Source organism: Aliisedimentitalea sp. MJ-SS2, assembly GCF_032586155.1.
Lineage (GTDB): Bacteria > Pseudomonadota > Alphaproteobacteria > Rhodobacterales > Rhodobacteraceae > JAWHTC01.
In genome coordinates this window covers 314,794-334,168 of the sequence record NZ_JAWHTC010000003.1, presented here as the reverse complement: position 1 = coordinate 334,168, position 19,375 = coordinate 314,794, and the positions used below count along the sequence as shown (strand labels likewise).

Annotated in this window: 16 protein-coding genes; 5 read left to right on the top strand and 11 right to left on the bottom strand. The window is 60.7% G+C overall.

Going from position 1 to position 19,375, the window contains the following annotated elements; genetic code table 11:
* Positions 1-6: 6 nt before the first annotated feature.
* A complete protein-coding gene (locus tag RXV86_RS14200) occupies positions 7-3,447 on the bottom strand; it encodes a peptidoglycan-binding protein (protein ID WP_316300903.1) in 3,441 nt (1,146 codons plus the stop codon).
* 196 nt (positions 3,448-3,643) lie between these two features.
* Between RXV86_RS14200 and RXV86_RS14195 the strand changes: the two genes are divergently transcribed.
* From RXV86_RS14195 to RXV86_RS14175, 5 genes are all read left to right on the top strand, one after another.
* On the top strand, positions 3,644-4,213 hold the full coding sequence (locus RXV86_RS14195; RefSeq protein ID WP_316300902.1) for a discoidin domain-containing protein: 570 nt from the start codon (positions 3,644-3,646) through the stop codon (positions 4,211-4,213).
* Between the two features lie 167 nt (positions 4,214-4,380).
* On the top strand, positions 4,381-5,994 hold the full coding sequence (locus tag RXV86_RS14190) for a GMC family oxidoreductase N-terminal domain-containing protein (protein WP_316300901.1): 1,614 nt from the start codon (positions 4,381-4,383) through the stop codon (positions 5,992-5,994).
* A gap of 68 nt (positions 5,995-6,062) precedes the next feature.
* The gene (locus tag RXV86_RS14185) at positions 6,063-6,914 is read left to right on the top strand and encodes a fumarylacetoacetate hydrolase family protein (RefSeq protein WP_316300900.1); all 852 of its coding nucleotides are present in this window, start codon (positions 6,063-6,065) and stop codon (positions 6,912-6,914) included.
* Entirely contained in the window at positions 6,911-7,711 is an 801-nt protein-coding gene (hpaH, locus tag RXV86_RS14180; RefSeq protein WP_316300899.1) for a 2-oxo-hept-4-ene-1,7-dioate hydratase, read from the top strand. The genes RXV86_RS14185 and hpaH overlap by 4 nt, the downstream gene beginning before the upstream one ends.
* A gap of 72 nt (positions 7,712-7,783) precedes the next feature.
* Positions 7,784-8,758: a LysR family transcriptional regulator gene (locus tag RXV86_RS14175; protein WP_316300898.1), complete on the top strand. Its 975-nt coding sequence runs from the start codon at positions 7,784-7,786 to the stop codon at positions 8,756-8,758.
* 154 nt (positions 8,759-8,912) lie between these two features.
* On the opposite strand, the gene RXV86_RS14170 is transcribed toward RXV86_RS14175, so the two are convergent.
* The 10 genes from RXV86_RS14170 to nosZ form a co-directional block, all read right to left on the bottom strand.
* Positions 8,913-9,755 (bottom strand): ABC transporter permease subunit, encoded by an 843-nt coding sequence (locus tag RXV86_RS14170; protein WP_316300897.1) that lies wholly within the window; start codon positions 9,753-9,755, stop codon positions 8,913-8,915.
* A 3-nt stretch (positions 9,756-9,758) separates the two neighbouring features.
* Complete coding sequence (locus tag RXV86_RS14165; protein ID WP_316300896.1) at positions 9,759-10,208, bottom strand: hypothetical protein; 450 nt, start codon at positions 10,206-10,208, stop codon at positions 9,759-9,761.
* A 44-nt stretch (positions 10,209-10,252) separates the two neighbouring features.
* The gene (locus tag RXV86_RS14160) at positions 10,253-11,110 is read right to left on the bottom strand and encodes an ABC transporter ATP-binding protein (RefSeq protein WP_316300895.1); all 858 of its coding nucleotides are present in this window, start codon (positions 11,108-11,110) and stop codon (positions 10,253-10,255) included.
* A 14-nt stretch (positions 11,111-11,124) separates the two neighbouring features.
* A complete protein-coding gene (locus RXV86_RS14155) occupies positions 11,125-12,108 on the bottom strand; it encodes a NapH/MauN family ferredoxin-type protein (RefSeq protein WP_316300894.1) in 984 nt (327 codons plus the stop codon).
* Positions 12,105-12,884: a 4Fe-4S dicluster domain-containing protein gene (locus RXV86_RS14150; protein WP_316300893.1), complete on the bottom strand. Its 780-nt coding sequence runs from the start codon at positions 12,882-12,884 to the stop codon at positions 12,105-12,107. The genes RXV86_RS14155 and RXV86_RS14150 overlap by 4 nt, the downstream gene beginning before the upstream one ends.
* Positions 12,881-14,152 carry a nitrous oxide reductase family maturation protein NosD gene (gene nosD / locus RXV86_RS14145; protein WP_316300892.1) on the bottom strand — a complete coding sequence of 424 codons (1,272 nt, stop codon included), beginning with the start codon at positions 14,150-14,152 and terminating at the stop codon, positions 12,881-12,883. Before nosD ends, RXV86_RS14150 begins: the two co-directional genes overlap by 4 nt.
* Before the next feature lie 3 nt (positions 14,153-14,155).
* The gene (locus RXV86_RS14140) at positions 14,156-15,337 is read right to left on the bottom strand and encodes a hypothetical protein (RefSeq protein WP_316300891.1); all 1,182 of its coding nucleotides are present in this window, start codon (positions 15,335-15,337) and stop codon (positions 14,156-14,158) included.
* A gap of 66 nt (positions 15,338-15,403) precedes the next feature.
* The gene (locus tag RXV86_RS14135; protein ID WP_316300890.1) at positions 15,404-16,126 is read right to left on the bottom strand and encodes a c-type cytochrome; all 723 of its coding nucleotides are present in this window, start codon (positions 16,124-16,126) and stop codon (positions 15,404-15,406) included.
* A gap of 30 nt (positions 16,127-16,156) precedes the next feature.
* A complete protein-coding gene (locus RXV86_RS14130; RefSeq protein ID WP_316300889.1) occupies positions 16,157-16,813 on the bottom strand; it encodes a c-type cytochrome in 657 nt (218 codons plus the stop codon).
* Between the two features lie 78 nt (positions 16,814-16,891).
* Positions 16,892-19,192, bottom strand: coding sequence for a Sec-dependent nitrous-oxide reductase (gene nosZ, locus RXV86_RS14125; protein WP_316300888.1), 2,301 nt, complete (start codon positions 19,190-19,192; stop codon positions 16,892-16,894).
* Positions 19,193-19,375: the final 183 nt, after the last annotated feature.

Below are 19,375 nucleotides of genomic sequence, written 5' to 3'. Positions count from 1 at the left end.
TGAAGCCTACTCGCCACGGGTCATCAGTTCGAAGTCGCCATCCTCGCGCAGGCTGGAGCAGGCATTCTGCAACCAGCATTCATTTGGCCACATGCCATCAGCCCGGCCAAGGATCGCCATCTGCGCCCCGTGCTGCTCGGCCAGGGCAAGACAGGCGTCGCGGTCCTGGGAGCCAAAGGAACACCCTTGCGGGCGGCAATCGGCAATCGCGCGCCAGTCTTCCGGGTACTCGGCCACGCCATAGCAGGCCTGACTGCCCTGGCTGGTAAAGCCCGAGGCAGATTGCGCCGAGGGGTTTGGGGCCGCTGCAGGGTCCGGATCGGGCGCCGGAGCAGGCGTAGGCGTGGGCGTCACTACGGGTTCGGGCTCCGGTTCGGACGCAGGTTCAGGCTGCGGAGAAACGACGGCAGCAGGTTCCGCAGCCGGTGCCGATGCCGATGCCGTTTGACTACCACGTGTTATCAGTTCGAAGTCGCCATCTTCGCGCAGGCTGGAGCAGGCATTCTGCAACCAGCATTCATTTGGCCACATGCCATCAGCCCGGCCATGGATCGCCATCTGCGCCCCGTGCTGCTCGGCCAGGGCAAGACAGGCGTCGCGGTCCTGGGAGCCGAAGGAACACCCTTGCGGGCGGCAATCGGCAATCGCACGCCAGTCTTCCGGGTACTCGGCCACGCCATAGCAGGCCTGACTGCCCTGACTGGTAAAGCCCGAGGCAGATTGCGCAGAGGGGCTTGGGGCCGCTGCAGGGTCCGGATCGGGCGCCGGAGCAGGCGTAGGCGTGGGCGTCACTACAGGTTCGGGCTCCGGGGCAGGTTGCAGTTGCGGTACCGGATCGGCCTCTTTATCGCTTGTTTCAACGCCGCTTGACGGCGCGCTGGCCGTCCCGCCGGTAATCACCGCCAAAATTGCATCACGCAATTCGGGAGTCGAACGGCCATCGACCGGCAATCCGTTATCTTTCTGGAAGGCACGGATGGCGGTCTGGGTCGCGGGCGATGTCTGTCCGTCAGCGGGGCCGGGATCATAGCCGGAAGCCAGTAACAGCGATTGAATGGCCACAACCAGGTCACGGTCCGGCGCATCTGATGGCGCAGGGTCCGGAGCAGCGGCTGGTTCCGGTTCGGTCGACGGCTCCGGTGCCGAGCTTGGCATCGGAGTGGCCACGGCGGCGGGTTCGGGCTCCGGCACCGGTTGCGCCGCGGATGACGCCTGCTCGCCACGGGTCATCAGTTCGAAGTCGCCATCCTCGCGCAGGCTGGAGCAGGCATTCTGCAACCAGCATTCATTTGGCCACATGCCATCAGCCCGGCCATGGATCGCCATCTGCGCCCCGTGCTGCTCGGCCAGGGCAAGACAGGCGTCGCGGTCCTGGGAGCCGAAGGAACACCCTTGCGGGCGGCAATCGGCAATCGCGCGCCAGTCTTCCGGGTACTCGGCCACGCCATAGCAGGCCTGACTGCCCTGGCTGGTAAAGCCCGAGGCAGATTGCGCAGAGGGGCTTGGGGCCGCTGCAGGGTCCGGATCGGGTGCCGGAGCAGGCGTAGGCGTGGGCGTCACCACGGGTTCGGGCTCCGGGGCCGGATCGGGTTGCGGAACCGGTGTTGGGCTCGGCTCGGGTGTCGATGCCGCGTCGGGCTCGGCTGTCACCAGATCGGAGCGGATGATCGTTTCGAAATCCTCGTGACCGCGAATGTCGGAACAGCTGTTCTGCAACCAGCATTCATTGGGCCACAGACCTTCGGCCCGGCCGTGCACCACCATGCCTGCACCGTGTTTCTCGGCCAGAGCCAGGCAGGATGCGCGGTCTTGTATGCCGAAGGAACATCCCTGCGGGCGGCAGTCAGCAATAGTGCGCCAATCATCCGGGAACTCGGCCACGCCGTAGCAGGCCTTTTGCCCCTGGCTGACAAACTCGCGCGCGGTTTGCGCCGTTTGTTCGGCGGGCTGAGCAACCGGGTCAGGTTGGGCCGCAGGTTCGGGCTGGGCCACCGGGTCCGGCACGGGAGCCGGATCCGGGCTGGACGTCTGCGGCACCGGTTGCACGGGCACCGGCGCGGCGGGTGCCGGGGCTGGGGCCACGACTGAAACCGCGGCCGAGGCCGCCACCCGATAGCCGCCATCTGGCCAGTCGAGATAGGCACGCAGCACGTAGTCACCAACTGGCAGCACGGTAAAGGTATGGCTGCCTGCCACCTGGCCGGGCTCCAGCATCACCAGATCAAAATACTGCTCGTCGGTATGGGTCGGCGCGGCAATGGCAAGCCAGTTGGCCCCCGTCGCCGGCAGGCCGGAATAGCGCATTTCAACCGCGTGACCCTCGGCCACTTTCTCCGATACCGGGGCAATCGCCAAAGGCGGCAACGGTGCCGAAACCGGCGGTTTGGGCACCGGAACGGGCTTGGGCACAGGGGCGACCACGGGTTGCCATTGCGCCAAAAGGCTCTTTGCCTCTGCATGACCCTGCCCCGCCGCAGCGCGCAAGTCGGCCAGGGCCCCGTCAAGATCACTGTCGCGGCGCAAATGCGCGCGATCCACCAGCGCCTGGGACAACCCCAAATCAGCGGCTTCACTGATCAACTCATCCGCATGCCCCGGATAGGCCTGTGCGGCGGCGCCCATCTGGATCATCCGCGCCAGCACATAGAGGCCGCGCGCATCGCCCGCCTCTGCCGCCAGCGATATGAAGCCCGCCGCCTCGTCCTGGTACAGGGCCTGTTCCGGCATGTCGATCAGGGCAAGCCCGAGCGTGATCAGCGCCGCGTTGTCGAAACTCTCGGCGCGGCGCCGCAATGCGGCCAGACTACCGCCGGGTGCCGGCAGGCCAACCGCCTCGGCCAGCTTGCTCACCCGACGTGAGACCAGAACCGTGACGTCGCGCGGCGCACTGTCCTGACCGGATTGCACCGTCGAAGGCGGTGGCGTGGTCGCCTTGGGGGCATAACGCGCATAGCACTCTTCCAGCTTGTCCAGAGCCCTGCTGCTGCCCTTGAGCGACACCCGCAGCTCCGGTTCACCCAATTGATCAATGGTCAAACGGTTGCCGGCGGCGATATGCTCGATCGCCCGCAGCCCCTCATCACCGGGCAGCGGAATGCGCATCAAGGTCGGCGAGCCACCAATCCCATCGCCTTCATAACTCCAGCGCTTGTCGACCCAGGAGCGTGTGGTGTAGGTGGCATCCTCACGAAACGGCTTGTTGGGGGCATAGATGCCCAACCCATAGCCAATCGAGACAGCCCGCAGGATCAGAACGTAGCGGCTGTCGCTTCCGCGCCGGCCAACAAGACAATAGGAGAAGCTGCCGTCTTTTTCATATGCCGCGCCAAACCAACTCCCGATCTGGAACTCGGTGATCACCTCGGCCGCACGGGCACGGCCCGGCATTGTGATCATTCCCAGAAACAACGCAATCAAAACAATGAAAACACGAACCGGTCCCGGCATGTCAGACCCCTTCCGCCCGGCATTCCTTGAAAAATGCATTGCGCCGGACTCAATTGATTTTCTTACACACTTCCCCAAGACCGACTTTCGATCAAGCCCCGCCCGGGAACCTTGATTTCGATCATTGTGGCTTGGTTTAAACCATGGCCCTATGCCCGCAGACGGTGGACCACCCCCCTGCTCTTCGGAGATGTCCATGACATTTTGCAAATACGCCTTCTCGAGTCTGGCCTTGGCAGCCCTACCCATGCTGATATCAGGCCCCCCGGCGATTGCCGGACCGTTGGACCCGCGCTGCGACACCGCAATTGCCGATAGTCAGTTCGGCCGGATCGAGATTTGCGCGTCGTCCACCCTGGCAGGTCAGTCGGGCAACAGTTACGACCCAGCCAACATGTACGATGACGATCCCGCCACTGCCTGGGTCGAGGCCGCCGCCAATGACGGCGCCGGGCAATGGGTCGAGTTTATTTTCGATGGGATGATGCGGTTCCAGACCTTCTATATCCAGGCTGGGTACACAAAGAACGACAGCCTGCATAAAAACAACGCCCGTCCCCGCGATATCCGTGTCTTTGCCAATGGCGAGTTCATCGAGGCGATCCGACTGGCGGACAGCATGCAGATGCAGACCATCCGCCTGTCCGAGCCGGTCACGGCGGCGAACCTGCGGCTCGATGTGGTCACGTCCTATCCCGGCAGCAAGTGGCCGGACATGGCGATCTCGGAATTTTATGTCGATCTCGAAGAGCTGAACTATCAGTAGACCGCTTGGCGTTTTGAAGCGCCTTAGTTACGCAAATTCGAATTGGCGTCGAAAACAGTTTCGAATCCGTTTTCCTCTGACATCCGACCCGGTGCCGCAAGGGACAATTGGACAAATGCCGTGAAAACCGGCCCAATACCAGCCAAGCGCGCAAAGAGGGCCGTACCATGGAATATGATTTTGTCGTCGTCGGCGGTGGGTCCGCCGGGTCCACCATCGCATCACGGTTGAGCGAAGATCCGAATGTCAGCGTCTGCCTGCTCGAGGCCGGTGGTGGCGGCAACGGTATCCTTGTGCGCGCGCCGATGGGCGTTGTGGCGATGCTGCCAGGCTATGGCAAGATCAACAACTGGGCTTTCAAGACCGTGCCACAACCGGGATTGAACGGGCGGCAAGGCTATCAACCGCGCGGCAAAGCCCTGGGCGGATCCTCGGCAATCAACGCCATGCTCTATATCCGTGGTCAGGCCGCCGATTATGATGGTTGGGCCAACATGGGCTGTGACGGTTGGGGCTGGGACGACGTTCTGCCCTATTTCAAGAAGGCCGAAACCAATGAACGCGGCGCGAATGACGCCCATGGCGGCGATGGCCCGCTTCAGGTGTCCGATCAACGCGCCCCACGCCCGATCTCGCGCGCCTTTGTCGAGGCCAGCACCCAGGTACAAATGCCTGAACGCAGCGATTTCAACACCGGCGAGAACGATGGCGCAGGCCTCTACCAAGTGACTCAATTCCATGGTGGTGAAAGGAACGGTGAACGCTGCTCGGCGGCCGCCGGATACCTGTTCCCGGTAATGGACCGGCCCAACCTGACCGTGATCACCAAGGCCCAGGCCACTAAGATCCTGTTCGAAGGCAAGCGCGCCGTGGGCGTGGCTTATCGCCAGCGCCGCAAGGGTCACGAGTTGCGCGCCCACAAAGAGGTGATCCTGTGCGGCGGTGCCTTCAACTCGCCCCAGCTGTTGCAGCTCTCGGGGGTCGGACGTGCACAGGACCTGACCAAGCTGGGCATTGAAATGGTGCACGACCTGCAAGGCGTCGGACAAAACTTGCAGGATCACCTCGACTTCATCCTGTCCTACAAGACTCGCGACCGCGACAATGTCGGGCTGGGCCTGCGCGCCGGCTTCCACCTGTTCAAGCACATCCTGAAATGGCGGAGAACCGGCAACTCGATGCTGGCCTCGCCGATGGCGGAGGCTGGCAGTTTCTTCAAAACCGATCCGTCTCTGGATCGGCCGGATGCGCAGACCCATTTCGTGATTTCAATTGTCGATGACCACGCCCGCAAACTTCATTTGGGTCATGGCTATTCCTGCCATGTCTGCGCTCTGCGCCCCTATTCGCGCGGCGAGGTCTTCCTGACTTCGTCTGATCCGTTAGCGGCCCCCGGCATCGACCCCAAATTCCTCAGTGACGAGCGTGACCTGCAGACCATGGTCCGCGCCGCAAAGATGACCCGCACGGTGATGGAGGCCCCGGCGATGGCGCCCTACAAGCACAAGGAGCTATTCGGCGTGAATGACGCCACCACGGATGCGGAGTGGGAAGACCATATCCGCAGCCGCGCCGACACGGTCTATCACCCGGTCGGCACCTGCAAGATGGGGGTGGACGAGATGTCCGTGGTCGACCCAGAGCTTCGGGTCCATGGGCTGGAAGGTCTGCGCGTCGCCGATGCGTCGGTCATGCCGACAGTCGTCTCGGGCAACACCAACGCCCCCACGATCATGATCGGGGAAAAGGCGGCGGACATGATCAAGGCTGCCCACGCCTAGGTACGACTCGTCAATTTAGTTTACAAGTTAACTATCTACGGGTAAGGAGGTGAAAAAGGAGGCTGACAATGCGACTTGCAACCTATTCCAGTGACGGAAAAACCTACTATGGCGCAGTCAGCGACGCGGGCATGATCGCCCTGTCGCCTGAGTTTCCCGAGTGGCCGACACTTTACGACGCCATCGCGGTTGATGGCATGCAGACGCTGATCAACGCGGCGCGAGGCAAGCCGGTCACCCACGCCGAATTCCAGTATGAAATGGTCATGCCGAACGCGCCGCGCATCCTTTGCGTCGGCGTCAACTTCCCCGACCGAAATGCCGAGTACAAGGACGGCAGCGCCCAGCCGAAATACATGTCACTTTTCCCACGCTTTGCCAGCGGTTTCACCGGCCATGACCGCCCGCTGATCCGCCCGCCCGAGAACCATACGCTAGACTACGAGGGTGAGGTCGCCATCGTAATCGGCAAGTCGGGCCGCCGCATTCCCGCTGCGGACGCCTACGATCACATTGCTGCCCTGACACTGTGCAACGAAGGCACGATTCGCGACTGGGTGCGTCATGCCAAGTTCAACGTCACCCAGGGCAAGAACTGGGACAGCTCTGGTGCCATCGGCCCGTGGCTGGTGCCGTTTACAGATGCAGCGCAACTCGATGACGCGCGCATCACCACCCATGTGAACGGTGAGCTGCGCCAGGACGACACCCTGAACCGGATGATGTTCCCGATCCGCGAGGAGATCGCCTATATCTCGACCTTCATGACACTGCAGCCCGGCGACATCATCGTCACCGGCACCCCGACCGGCGCGGGCGCGCGATTCGATCCGCCGCGCTACCTGAAACCCGGTGACGTGGTCGAAGTTTCGGTCGAGGGCATTGGAACGCTTCGCAACGGGGTGGAGGACGAGGTATGACCCCCGAACAGCATGCAAAGGCCGCGCACGCATTGCTTCACGCCGAACAGACCGGCCAACAGATCGGCCTTCTGTCGCTGCAATACCCCGACATCACAATGGATGATGCCTATGCCATCCAATCCGCGCTTCTGGCGGCGAAACTGGATGCCGGACAGCGGGTAATCGGCTGGAAGATCGGGTTGACCTCGAAAGCGATGCAATATGCGCTTGGCATCGACATTCCCGACAGCGGGGTGCTGTTCGATGACATGGCGTTCGACAATGACGCAACCGTGCCCGCAGGCCGTTTCATCCAGCCGCGCATCGAGGCCGAGATCGCCTTTGTCATGAAATCGCCTCTAGGTGGGGTCGATGTGACCCGCGATGACGTTATTGCCGCGACACACTATGTCGCCCCCTCAATCGAGATCCTCGATACCCGTATCCTGCGCGCCGACCCTGCCACTGGACAGGCCCGCAACGTGATCGACACGATCAGCGACAACGCCGCCAATGCCGGGATCGTGCTGGGTGCCGAACGTCACGCCGTCGATGCCCATGACCTGCGATGGGTCGGCGCCATCACCAGCCGCAATGGCGCGGTCGAGGAAACCGGCCTTGGCGCCGGCGTGTTGAATGATCCGGTGGAAAGCGTGGTCTGGCTGGCCCGGCGCATGGCGCAATACGGCCAGTCCATCGAGGCCGGCCAGGTTATCCTGTCGGGCAGTTTCATCCGCCCCGTCGAATGCCCTGCCGGCACCGAAATCCACGCCGATTTCGGTGCCTTCGGTTCGGTGGACATCTGCTTCGCCTAAGCCGCATCTTTTCGATTTCTTGGGAAACCTATTTTGATAAGGTCGCAGCAAGCGATCTATCTGAGGTGCCCCATGCCTAATCCAACCGCGCGCAAGGATCTCAGCCTAAAAGGGCTGGAGCTGTTCCAGATCTGCGCCCGTAAGGGATCGCTCCAAGCGGTGGCACAGGAAACCGGCTTGTCGGTCAGCACCGTGTCGCACCACCTGCGCAACCTTGAAAACCACCTTGGCATTGAGCTGTTCAACCATGCCCGCCGCCCGATGGTGCTGACCCCCAAGGGCCGGGTCTTTCTGCGCAATATCGACGACGCGCTGCAATCCATCCGCAAGGCAAAGGCCGAAGCCACGGCGGGCAATATCAGCGAGGCCAGCCACCTGCGCCTGGCGACGATTGAGGATTTTACCACTGACATCGTCCCGGAACTGGCCGTCTACCTGGCCGAGGCGATGCCTCGCTGTAACTTCCTGTTTCATACCGATACCAGTCACACCATCATCGACATGCTGCGCGACCGGCAACTGGACCTTGGCGTGACCACCAGCCCGCCGGAGCGGCTGCGCGACCTGCAGGACCGCCCGCTGTTGCGTGACCCCTTTGTCGTGGTGCTGCCGCGCATGAACGAGCAATCGCTGTCAGACGTGGTCGAAGGCCGCACCAAACTGCCCTTCCTGCGTTTTGCCGGGAACCAGATCATCGCCCGACAGATCGAATCGCAATTGCGGCGCCTTGGAGTGTCTGCGCCGCACCGGTTCGAATGTTCCAGCAATCAAACCCTAATGGCGATGGTGGCCGCAGGCGCGGGCTGGACCATTACCACGCCCCTGCTGTTTTCGCGCGCACGGCAGTTTCATGACCGGGTTCGCATGCACCGGTTTCCGGGCAAGAGTTTTGCACGAACACTGGCGATCGTGTCGACGCCCGATTGCTCGCGCTCGGTGCTGGAGCTGGTGGAAAAGAAGCTGCGCGCTCTGATTGCCAGCCACGCCATTACCCAGGCGCATAGGGACATACCATGGTTGAAAGAGAGTTTTGTTCTGGTGGAGTGACGGCTTTGAGCGGACATTGGACACGCAAAGCCTGTGCGGAATCCAAGCTATTAGGCCGCCGTGCGATCACCAGCCCTGCAGGCAGTTTGGGCACTTGCGCGCCGTTGCACTCGACCTGCCGGTATCACTTCGGTCCCAATCAAGACCGAGACCCCTAGACCAGATCAGACTTTCGGAACCACCAGAACCCCAGCGCGGCAAAGCCAAGCCCCAGGGCGGTTGGATAGCTCAGTGCCCAGAGTACATAACCCGTCGCTCCGAAATTATCCAAGATCACATAGCTGGCCGGCCCCAGCAGGATCAGCTGCGGATCGAACAGGATCATCGAAGCCGTGCGGAAGCTTTGCAACGGATTGGCCAGCGCAATACCGATAACAAATTCTGGAACGAACTGTGCCCGGATCAAAACCGACAAGAGCAACAGGTCCAAAAGCGCCACCAGGAGAAGCCAGATCATCAGGCTCGCCCCCAGCGCCACCTCGGTCGAGCGGCTGATTGCCGAAAGGAAGAAACCAAGCCCGAGAAAACAGGTCGCCAGCGCCGCCGTCAGCCCGGAATAGAGCCCCACGTGGCGCCAAGGGATCTCGTGCCCCTTCATCACCCCGAACACCGCAGCAATCGCCAATGCCACCAGCACCGGCAGCAGGATCAGGATCAACCGCGCCAGGAACCGCCCCCAAAACCAGGTGCCGAGTGAAATCGGAAAGGCCAGCATGTATTCCAGGTTCCCGGCCTCGCGATCGCCTACCATCGACCGGGCCGTGGCCACGATGATGAACAACGGCAGCACCGCCATGGCGATCTGGATATAGGTGACCAGCAGGCGCGACAGGCCGGTAAAGCCCAGCACCCTGCTTTCTGACACGCCGGTCAGGATCAGCAGCAGCATCAGTCCGACCAAAACCACCGAATAGAAGTGAAACCAGCGCGAACGCAGGCTTTCCGCCAGTTCAAGCCGCAACATCAGGCCGAATCCGGCACGGGCAAGATCACTCATGGGTTAGCTGTTCTCCTCGACCTCATCATCAACCGGCAGACACCGGTGCGACAGGCCCATAAGGATCACGGCGGTTTGCATCGTCTCGAAACTGACGGTGCCCGGTTCGCGCATGGGCACGGCCGCGTAGCCGTAATCCATCGGGCTTATCGTATCGGGATGATAGAATGCCGCGCGCGCGTCAAGCCAATCCTTGCCGTTGTTGGAGTCCATAACCCAGATTTCCACGTCCGGCTCGTTCTTCCACTCCTGCAGGCGCAGCCAGTGCAGCGCATCGCCGATATCGTCGAATTTCGCCAGGCGCTTGTCCGGGCCACCGCGGACCTCGGCACCGTAGCGCGCGTCGGAAATGATCATGCCACAGATCTCGCAGGTCTCGCGGCCCCATCGGATCGGCTCGGGCCCTTCCGTCTGGGGTTTGCAGGCGCTGACCACAGGGGTAGCCACAAGCATCGCCAACACGGTGCGACGGGAATGATTATGCTTGCAACGGCACATCAGGTTTCTCCCGTTTCCAGGGACAATCGGTCAATAAGGCTGGCATAACGGCTGAGCAGGCCTAGAAACCGCAGCGTATCCCCTGCCGGCACCCGGCCGGCGAAAAGAACCCCGCCCTCGTCGGCAAATCCCCAATCTGACAGCGCAGCGGCAAAGGTAGGATGCGGCTCGGAAATGCCGATACGGCAGTCGCGGAAATGGCCCGCCTTCAGCCGGTCAACCACGCTGTCATCCAGAACAACCTTGCCCCGGTCCAGCTCGATCACCCGGTTCACCAGTGGCGCGACCTCTTCCAGCCGGTGCGAGGCGATCAGCATCGAGGCGTCCTTGCGCGCGGCCAGAAGATCGATGAAAACGGCGCGGGCCGCCGGATCGAGGTTGGCAGCAGGTTCGTCAAAAATGAACAGATCCGCCTCGCGCGCCAGGGCCACGGTCACCAGAACCTTCTGCTTCTGCCCGCCCGACAGGCGATAGAACGGGCGGTTTCTGATCTCGTTCAAATCGATGCCGATCTTGTCGGCAATGTCCTGCATCCGGTCACGGTCGGCCCCGGCCCCCTTGGCGGCAAAGCTGATCAACTCGCCCACAGGCATCCTGAGCGGCGGCGGCAATTGCGGCACGAAGGCGACCCGCGACAGGAAGTCCATATCGCGCCGCTTGGCCCCTGCATCACCGAACCCGACCTCGCCAGTGTAACGATAGTGCCCCAGCAGACAGCGGAATAACGTCGTCTTGCCCGCACCGTTTGACCCAATCAAGGCGATCCGGTCGCCGGCGTCGATGGCCAGCGTCAATTCGTCCAGAACCGCGCGGCGTTCGAACCGCTTGGTCAGGCTGTCTATACGGATCATGCCCATTCAGTTCGCCCTTCTCAAATCATCTTGTCCAGCCCGCGCAGCGAGAAGCTGAGCGCGCCCTGCGGGCAGGCATCGACGCACAATCCGCAACGGGTGCAATCGGGCGCGATGTATTCCTCGGCGTCCTGAGCATAGCCCATTTTCGTGATGTCGAGAACATGCGGAACCAGACACACGGTTCGGCACTCGCCTTCGTGAACACATTTGTCCAGCTCGTACTTGATCTGAACCGGCGCGGCGGTGCCCAGAACACCATAGGTCAAGCCCATCGGGCAGGCATAGCGGCACCAGAAGCGGCGGCTGAAAAAGATTTCGAACGACAGCAGGAAAGCAACCCACATCAAGGCCAGTGTCGGGCCATAGATCAGTGCGCGGCTGACGATGCCCACCGGGTTGATATATTCGAACACAGTGTAGCTGGTCAGGTAGGCCAGCGCCATGAACAGCACCCACAGCACCACGCGCATGCCGCGATGGAACGGATGGTCCTTGACCCAGCCGCGTTTGGCCAGCGCCAGGTGGATGCTTTCGGCCCATTCCGCCAACAGGTGATAGGGGCAGGCCCAGGAGCAAAACGCCCGTCCGCCAAAGAACCACCAGACGATGATCACCGTCACGGTGCCAATCAGCAGGTTCAGCATCAGATCCTTGTATGCCAGCGTCACCTGCAACGCCGCTGTCGGATCGGCCATGTGGAAGCCAAGGAATCGCGACGCCGTCATCGCGCCTTCTACAAGCTGCACATCCCAGGAAAACGACACGATGAACATCGCGTTGATGATCATGATCGACAACCAGCGGGCATATTTCCACTTGCGGTTCACCACGGGATATTCCAGCTCGTGGGCGATCTTCTCCTTGCGGATCTGGGTCTCTTCCGGTGTCTTCTGATGCTTCTTCAACTCGCGCGCAGCGTCGGTTTCTTCCTCATTGGAAGGTCGACGCGGTGCGGCGCCAAACATCATCGCCTGCTTGTGAAGGTACCATTTGAAACTCATGCCTCACCCTCCTGACGTTTGAGGGCCAGTTCGGTATCGATCACGATCGAGGCCGGCGCGGTCGGACACATCATTTCGCAGGTGCCACAGCCGACACAGGCGTCATGTACCACCGGCATGAATCGGGTCTCGTCAGGATCGTCGCTCATTGGTTCCAGCGAGATGGCGTTTTCGATCGGGCATTCGCGCACGCAAAGGTCGCAAAGCTCCAAGTCATAAGGATGGTCGCGCACCGGGATCGGGGTCCAGCGATCGATTTCTTCGTACCGCAACAGGCCTTCGAAATCGGGCCCCTGCACTTGGCCGGTAAAGCCAAGCCCCTTCATCGCCAGGCAGCTGTCGGGCCGCGACAAGCGAGCAAAACCGATATCGACCTCTTCCTTCTTGGATATGTCGTGGCTTAGCGCTCCGGTCGGGCAGGCCAGCACGCATTGCGTGGCATCGCATGAGAAGTCACAGGCCTGCTTGCGGGCGTCGATGTAGGGCACGCCGAGGCCGTAACCTTCGTCACCATCGCCCAGCACAATGGCCTCGACCGGGCAGACCTGGACGCATTGGCCGCATTTAATACATGCAGCCAAGAACTCATCCTCGGGAATGGCGCCAGGCGGGCGCAGCCGGTCAAAGACACGCGCGCCAACCGGGTACCAGCCCACAAGGCTTGCCCCCACGGCCACCGCTCCTGCTGCGATCGAACGCACAAGGATGCGGCGGCGTTCCAGCTCGCGCCGGGTCAGGCGTTTTTTCTTCGGTTTGTCTGGTGCTTGCTCGCTCATTGCAGCATCTCCAAAGCCGATTTCGGTTTCTCCTTCTCAACCACCCGTTCAGGCCGCTGCATCAGTGAGGACTGCTCGCGCACCAGAAGCTTGGGCTCGGAAAAAGGCGCCAGCCGTTCAACGAAATCCAGCGCCGCCAGCGCCAATCCGCCGCGGAAGAACGAGGCATGCGGCACCTCCATCCAGATCCGGTCAGCATAGTTGTAGATCTCGTAGGGCACGTCGCCCTGCCCGTCATCGTTTTTGTCGAACCCGGCATAGTCGTCCCAGAAATTGCCCTCCCAGCTTTCCTTCATTGCGGTGCCGCGACCACGCACGCTGATCTGGGTAAAGTTCGAAGCAAAACTGTTGTTGCGGAAATGGTTGCCCTTCCACTCGGTGTGGAACTCAATGCCAATGCCGTTATAGGCAATGGTGTTGCCCTCAAACAGGTTGGTCTTGTCAGGGTCCCACGGCGACGGATCGAGGTAGACACCGCTGGCATTGCCGATGATCTTGTTGCCCAGGATTTTCGCGCCTGACGTTTCCTTGAATCCGACGCCCACGCCCGACGCCCCCCACGAGCGCAGAATTTCGTTGTTCTGCACCGTGGTATCATTGGCGTACATCATGAACACGCCAACCACGCAATCACTGATCTCGTTGTCTTCCACCAGATTGTCATGGGCGTACATGAAATGGATACCATAGCGTCCACGGCGGATGGTGCTGTCGCGTATTTCAACCCCCTGTGAATACCAGATGACGATATCGCGGGCGTCTTCGACCGTCAGGTCTTCAAGCTTGTTGTTGTCAGAGTACCAAATGCGAATCGAATCGCCGCGCATTTCAAGCGGCAGATCCTTTGAACTGATATAGACCCGACGCAACACGTTGTTCGAGGCCTGAGTCATGTCGATGCCGAAAAGCGAGTTGTGGATTTCCACGTCGCGCACGACATTGAAACTGCCCTCGATGCGCATGCCGGCATCAACCTTGTTGTGCAGCCTGCCCGAATTGCGAATTTCCAGGTTTTTCAACGTGGCGCCCGTGGCCGACAGGGTCACAACCGTGCCCTGCCCGACCCCGTCGATCACCACGCCATTGCGCCCGTCGATCACGACAGGTCGATCAACCACGATCTGCTCGGAATAAACCCCTGCCGGCGGCACGATCTCGGCGCCGTCTTCGGCCGCGTTGATCATGTCCTGCAAGGCTCCGGCGAGCCCGGGGGTGGCCAATGCCAGCCCCCAAACCAGGCCGATGATCACATTCAGAGCGCAGCGCATGGCTTACATCCCCCGTGCGTCTTCACCTGCAAGACGCAGCTGCTTGCGCCGGATCAGCGCCGCCAGAAGCAGAAGGGCCGAGGAGGCCAGCATAAGGAAGAAACCGGTGGCGGGATAGGAGTGGGTCGCGAACTGCGCCACCTTGCCCTGTCCAAACACCGTCGGCATGAAGGGTTTCAACGTAAACGCCCCCATCTCGTTCAGCGTATGACCATACCACCACAGCCACGCGGCATATTCCGCAAGGAACCCGACCGGCAGCGCCATTGGCCCCAGCACCAGCAGCCAGTGAAAGATCGTGCGCACTGACCAGGCGACCAGAACTAACAGAACCATGACGCCGATCACTGCTGCATACAGCAACTGGGCGATATTATCCATCATCTGAACCAGCGGCTCATTACGCTCGGGCTCGTTGAACCAGCGGTTCAGCGACTTTGCATAGTGCCACTTGAACACCTGCATCACGGACCCGTTCCAATCCTCCTGCTCTTTCAGTGGAAGCTTGCGGTTGTCCAGCTCATAGGCGCGTTTCAGCGTCTTGATCATCGCCGCTTTGTCGCCGCTTTCCGCCACTGCCTCGGCTTCTTCGGCCTCGCTCTCGGCAAGTGACTGCTGCAACATCTGCACAATGGTCGGCAGGTTCGGGTTCACCGCCGTCTCCCCGGCATCCTGTCCCAGCGACACAACCATGCCCTCAAGATAATTGGTCGTATGCAGGCGGATGCCGTTTTCGGTGTACATCGCCATGGTCATCCAGACGGCGATACCGCCAAACCCACCGACGGCGACGACCATCCGCACGATCCGCCCCGGTGCCGCAAAGGTCAGCGCCATCACCGCCAGCATGGTAAAGAGGAAGGGCGAGAACGCCTTTTCCACCGGGCCACCCGAGGCAATCGGATACATCCCCACATAGTGGTTAATCGTGTCCATCTCGTGCACGCAATCCAGCGCCTCGGTCTCGACCACCTCGACACTGTCGCGGATATAACAGCCGTTTTGCACGCTATCCATGTGAAACAGGATGCGAATCCCCTGCGGAAAGGTCGACTCGGGATAGTTGGGCGCGGTCAGCGACACCCACCAGCCGGGCTGAAAAAAGGCGGTGCCGATCAGGGCAACGGCGATAAGGGTCAGAACGCGGTAAATGATACCGCGGCGGTCGATTGTAGAGGTGCTCATGGCGAATACTCTCTGTGGGGTGAGGTCGGGCGACAGGTCTTGCCGCCCGACACAGAGGGTCAGGGTTTACCAGTCGAAGTCAGGGTTGACCCAACCGGGTTCCCCGATCTTGTCGGCTGGCGGTTTCAGACGGCTGACATAGTCCAGCACGGCCTTGGTGTCTTTGTCGGTAAAGCGCTGGATCTGTTCAACCATCTCGGGGTTGGCGTTCCGGCGCTTGCCTTCCTTGATCCAGTTATACTGCCGGACAAGGTAATTGTAATGCTGGCCCTGGATTTTCGGATAGAACTTTTCGTCCGCCCCTTCTCCGGTGTCACCGTGACACTTGACGCAATTGTCCGCGTAAAGCTGCGCGCCCAGTTCAAGGTCGGTGCCATCACCCACCCCCGGCTCAGGATTCATCGGCAATTTCGCGATATAAGCCGCCACGTCGGCGATCGATTGTGACCCGCCGATCTCGCGCGGCTTGGCAAACGGGTACATCGTCGGGTTATCGCGGTTCAGCGCCCGGATATCGGCGAGCTGCTTGATCGTCACCTTGGCGTGCTGCCCGGCGATCTGCGGGAAGGTCCCATCGGTCAGGCCCCAGCCATTGAGCCCGTGACAGGCCGAGCAAACCTCGTAAACATATAGTCCGTTTTCCAGATTAGGCGTCAGGGTCAGGGCTTCGTCCTGCTCTTCCCCACCCTTGTTCCAACCATCGGCCGGGGTGTGGGTTTCATCGGCAAGTGCCGGTGCGCCAAACGCCAGGCCCGCGGCCAGAATTGCGGTCAATGCCTTGGTTCTCATCTTGCGCTTCCTTTTCTCGTATTATGGTTGCTATTCGGGCGTACGGTCGATCTGGCTCAGCCAAGTCGCCATCGCCTCGATATCTTCGTCCTTGGCGCGTTTGATCACGCCATACATCAATTTCACCTTGCCGCCTGTGCGCACCTTGTCGCGCATGTCCGTCATCTGGCGTGCCAGATAATCACGGTCGAGCCCGGCAATGATCGGATAAAGCTTGTTGCTGGATTTGGTGGCGTCCTTGCCGTGGCAAGAGCGGCAACCGAGTTTCTTGTAAGCCTTCTCGCCCGCCTTCAGCATCTCTTCGCTCGGTGCGGGTTCCAAGACCTCGGGCTCGGCCGGGGTCAACTTGGCAAGGTATTTCGACACGTTCTTGATGTCATCCTCGGTCAGGATGTGCATCACGTCGGCCATGCCCTTGACATAGGGGTGCCCGGTCTCGGGATCGACAGACCCGACACGTTCGCCGGATTTGATCAGCTTGAGCTGTTGCACCAGGTATTTTTCGTTCTGCCCGGCCAGATTGGGGTAGGACATGATCGCCTTGGCCCCGTTGCGGCCATGGCAGGCCAGGCATGTCTTGGTCATATAGACCCGTTTACCGGCCTTTTCGGCATCGCTGGCCGCGAGGGCAGTTGTGCCCGTCAAAGCGGCGGCACCGATAACGAAGGCGGAGAGAAGAGCGCGCATGTCGTCTTGTCCTGATTGTTGTCTGGTTCGGGGTGCGGGCGGCGATCCACGCCGCCGCCCGCGATTTCGCGTGAGTGGTTATTCGGCTTTCACCGCACCGTGCTCGTCCAGGTAGGTTTTGGCGCGCAGACCGATGTCAGCGGCTTTCACCTGGTACTGCCACCATTGGCCAGCCCACAGAGTTGCGTTCTGCCAGTCTTCGGCAGCCGCCATCTCTTCAGCTTTGGCACGTGCCTCGGTGGCGAAGTTCAACTGGTCAACCGCGTCTTCCACCAGCGACACAACTTCGGGGAAGTCCTTGTAGTTGTGCGAGGTGATGTAGGCGACAACGCTGTCGATCACGGCCTGGGTTTCGAAGTTCACAGCCATCTGCTTGTCGAAGTCGGCCTTGGTATAGGCTTGACCTTCGGACGGCGAAGCAGCTGCTTCTTCCACGTACCCTTCGGGTTTGACGACCAGGAAGCCCGTCATCTCGAGGTGCAGCGCTGAGCAGAACTCGGTGCAGTAGTACGAGAAGACACCGGGCTTGTCGGCCACGATCTTGGCGGTCGCGGTCTTACCGGGTTCAAGGCTAAGGTTGACGTCGAAGGTCGAAACAGCGAACCCGTGGGTTTCGTCTTCGGCCCGTTCCGAGTTGGTGATGATGAACTCGACGGTATCGCCTTCGTTCACTTCAACGATCTCGGGGGTGAAGTGCGACCGGATCGCGGTCATGTAGACCTTGACGTTGGTGCCGTCACGCTCGATGCGCTCTTGGCCCGGACGTACCGCACCAGGGTGCTTCTTGCCGGTCCGGCTGTCGGTGCCATAGCGATAGCGCACCAGCGGCTTCAGCTTGTCAGCCGAGATCGCGGTGGCATAGTGCGGCTCGCCAAGCGGGATGGGCATGTCATAGAGCAGCTCCATCTTGTCGCCCGAGATGTCGATCAGCTGGTGGTTCTGCGGGTGCAGAGGACCAACCGGGTTGAACCGGTCGATTGCCAGCTTGTTCAGCGAAATCAGGTATTTACCTTTCGGGTTAACCGTTTCGCCTTCCATCGCCACCAGGTGGCCGATGTTGTAGTGGATCGAAATCTTGTCGAGAACCTTACCTTCACAATAGTCCCATTTGGCAACCTGGCTGTCCACGTAGAGCGACGTGTAGACCACGCACTCTTTGCTGTCGTATTGCGTGTGGAGCGGGCCAAGACCCAGTGGAACCTGAACGTGGATGGCGTCTTCCATCGCGATGATCGGCAAGCCGTAGGGATCAACACCAGCAAATTTCTTGGCGTCGATGGCAGCCTTGATCTTCGAGAAGGAGTAAACCGAACCCTGGGTGTCCAGCTTACCACCGACGATGATGTATTCGCCATTGGGAGACACGTCGACGCCGTGCGGCGACTTGGGTTCAGCGATCAGATAGACCAGGCCTTCTTCGATGGCGGTATCCATCATGATGACCGGGTGGTCATTGATCATGTTGACCTTGCCGGCCTTGTAGACCTCTTCGGCCTTCTTCCAGTTGATCACGTGCAGATAGTCGGTGTCAGCCTGCGAGCAGCCAGCCTCGAACGGCGGACGGCCCGATTCGATGCCGCCGACATAGCGTTCGGCACAGAACGAGTTGGTGAAGGACCAACCGTCCGAAATGTTCTTGCCGGCATCCGACAAGTCCTGGCTGTAGGGCGGCAGCTCGATCGAGAAGCTCTTGTCCGGTGCGATCCGGCCGGCTTCGCGGTCAAACTTCCAGTAGGTCACAGCGCCGCGGAATTTTTCGTTGAACTCGCTGAGCGGTGCGAAGCCACGACCCAGAACGCCCGGGTATTGGGCGGCTTCGATCACGTATTCCGAGTTCGGGGTCACGAAGGTACCGCCGTGCTCGGATTGCAGGATCGGGTTCACGACGATCTGCTGGGTTTCGAAGTCATGCAACGAAATAACCGCCACGCGAGGGGCGGATTTGTCGTTGATGAACAGATATTCCCCGTCCATGTCGCCATTGGTTTCGGTAATCGCCGGGTGGTGGGTGTCGCCCCAGTGAATGGCGCGTCCGTCCACCTTGCCTTCTTCGAGAATCCTTTTCGATTCCTCGTCATAGCCAAAACCCTGCCAGGGTTCGGGCGTGAAGGCCGATACATATTTCAGAATACGCATCGACGGCACACCGTAGACGATAACCTGTCCGGATTGGCCACCCGATGAGAATACGATGAATTCATCGCGTCCCCCGGTCGGCGTATAAGTTTTGGCAGCAGCCATCAGGTCCTGTTGCGTCAGGCCCCGACGTTCCATTACCTCATCAAGCGTTTCAGCCGAGACCGATCCCACGGTCAGGCTAAAGCCCAATGCAGTAACACTCGCTGTCGCCGCTAAGCGCTTGCGAAAGTTGGTTTTCATTTTGCGTCCTCGTTTCCGGGCGGATTGTACGCGTGTTCTGACGACGCGTGCACCGATTGCCCGGGGACCGGTACATATATCGTAAAATCATGAATCGCCGCTAGGGTGCTTGACATACATCAAGACTGTTGCGGCTGGCCCCGGTTAATCAGGGCACAGGCATGAAAAGCTTGGCAAAAAGGA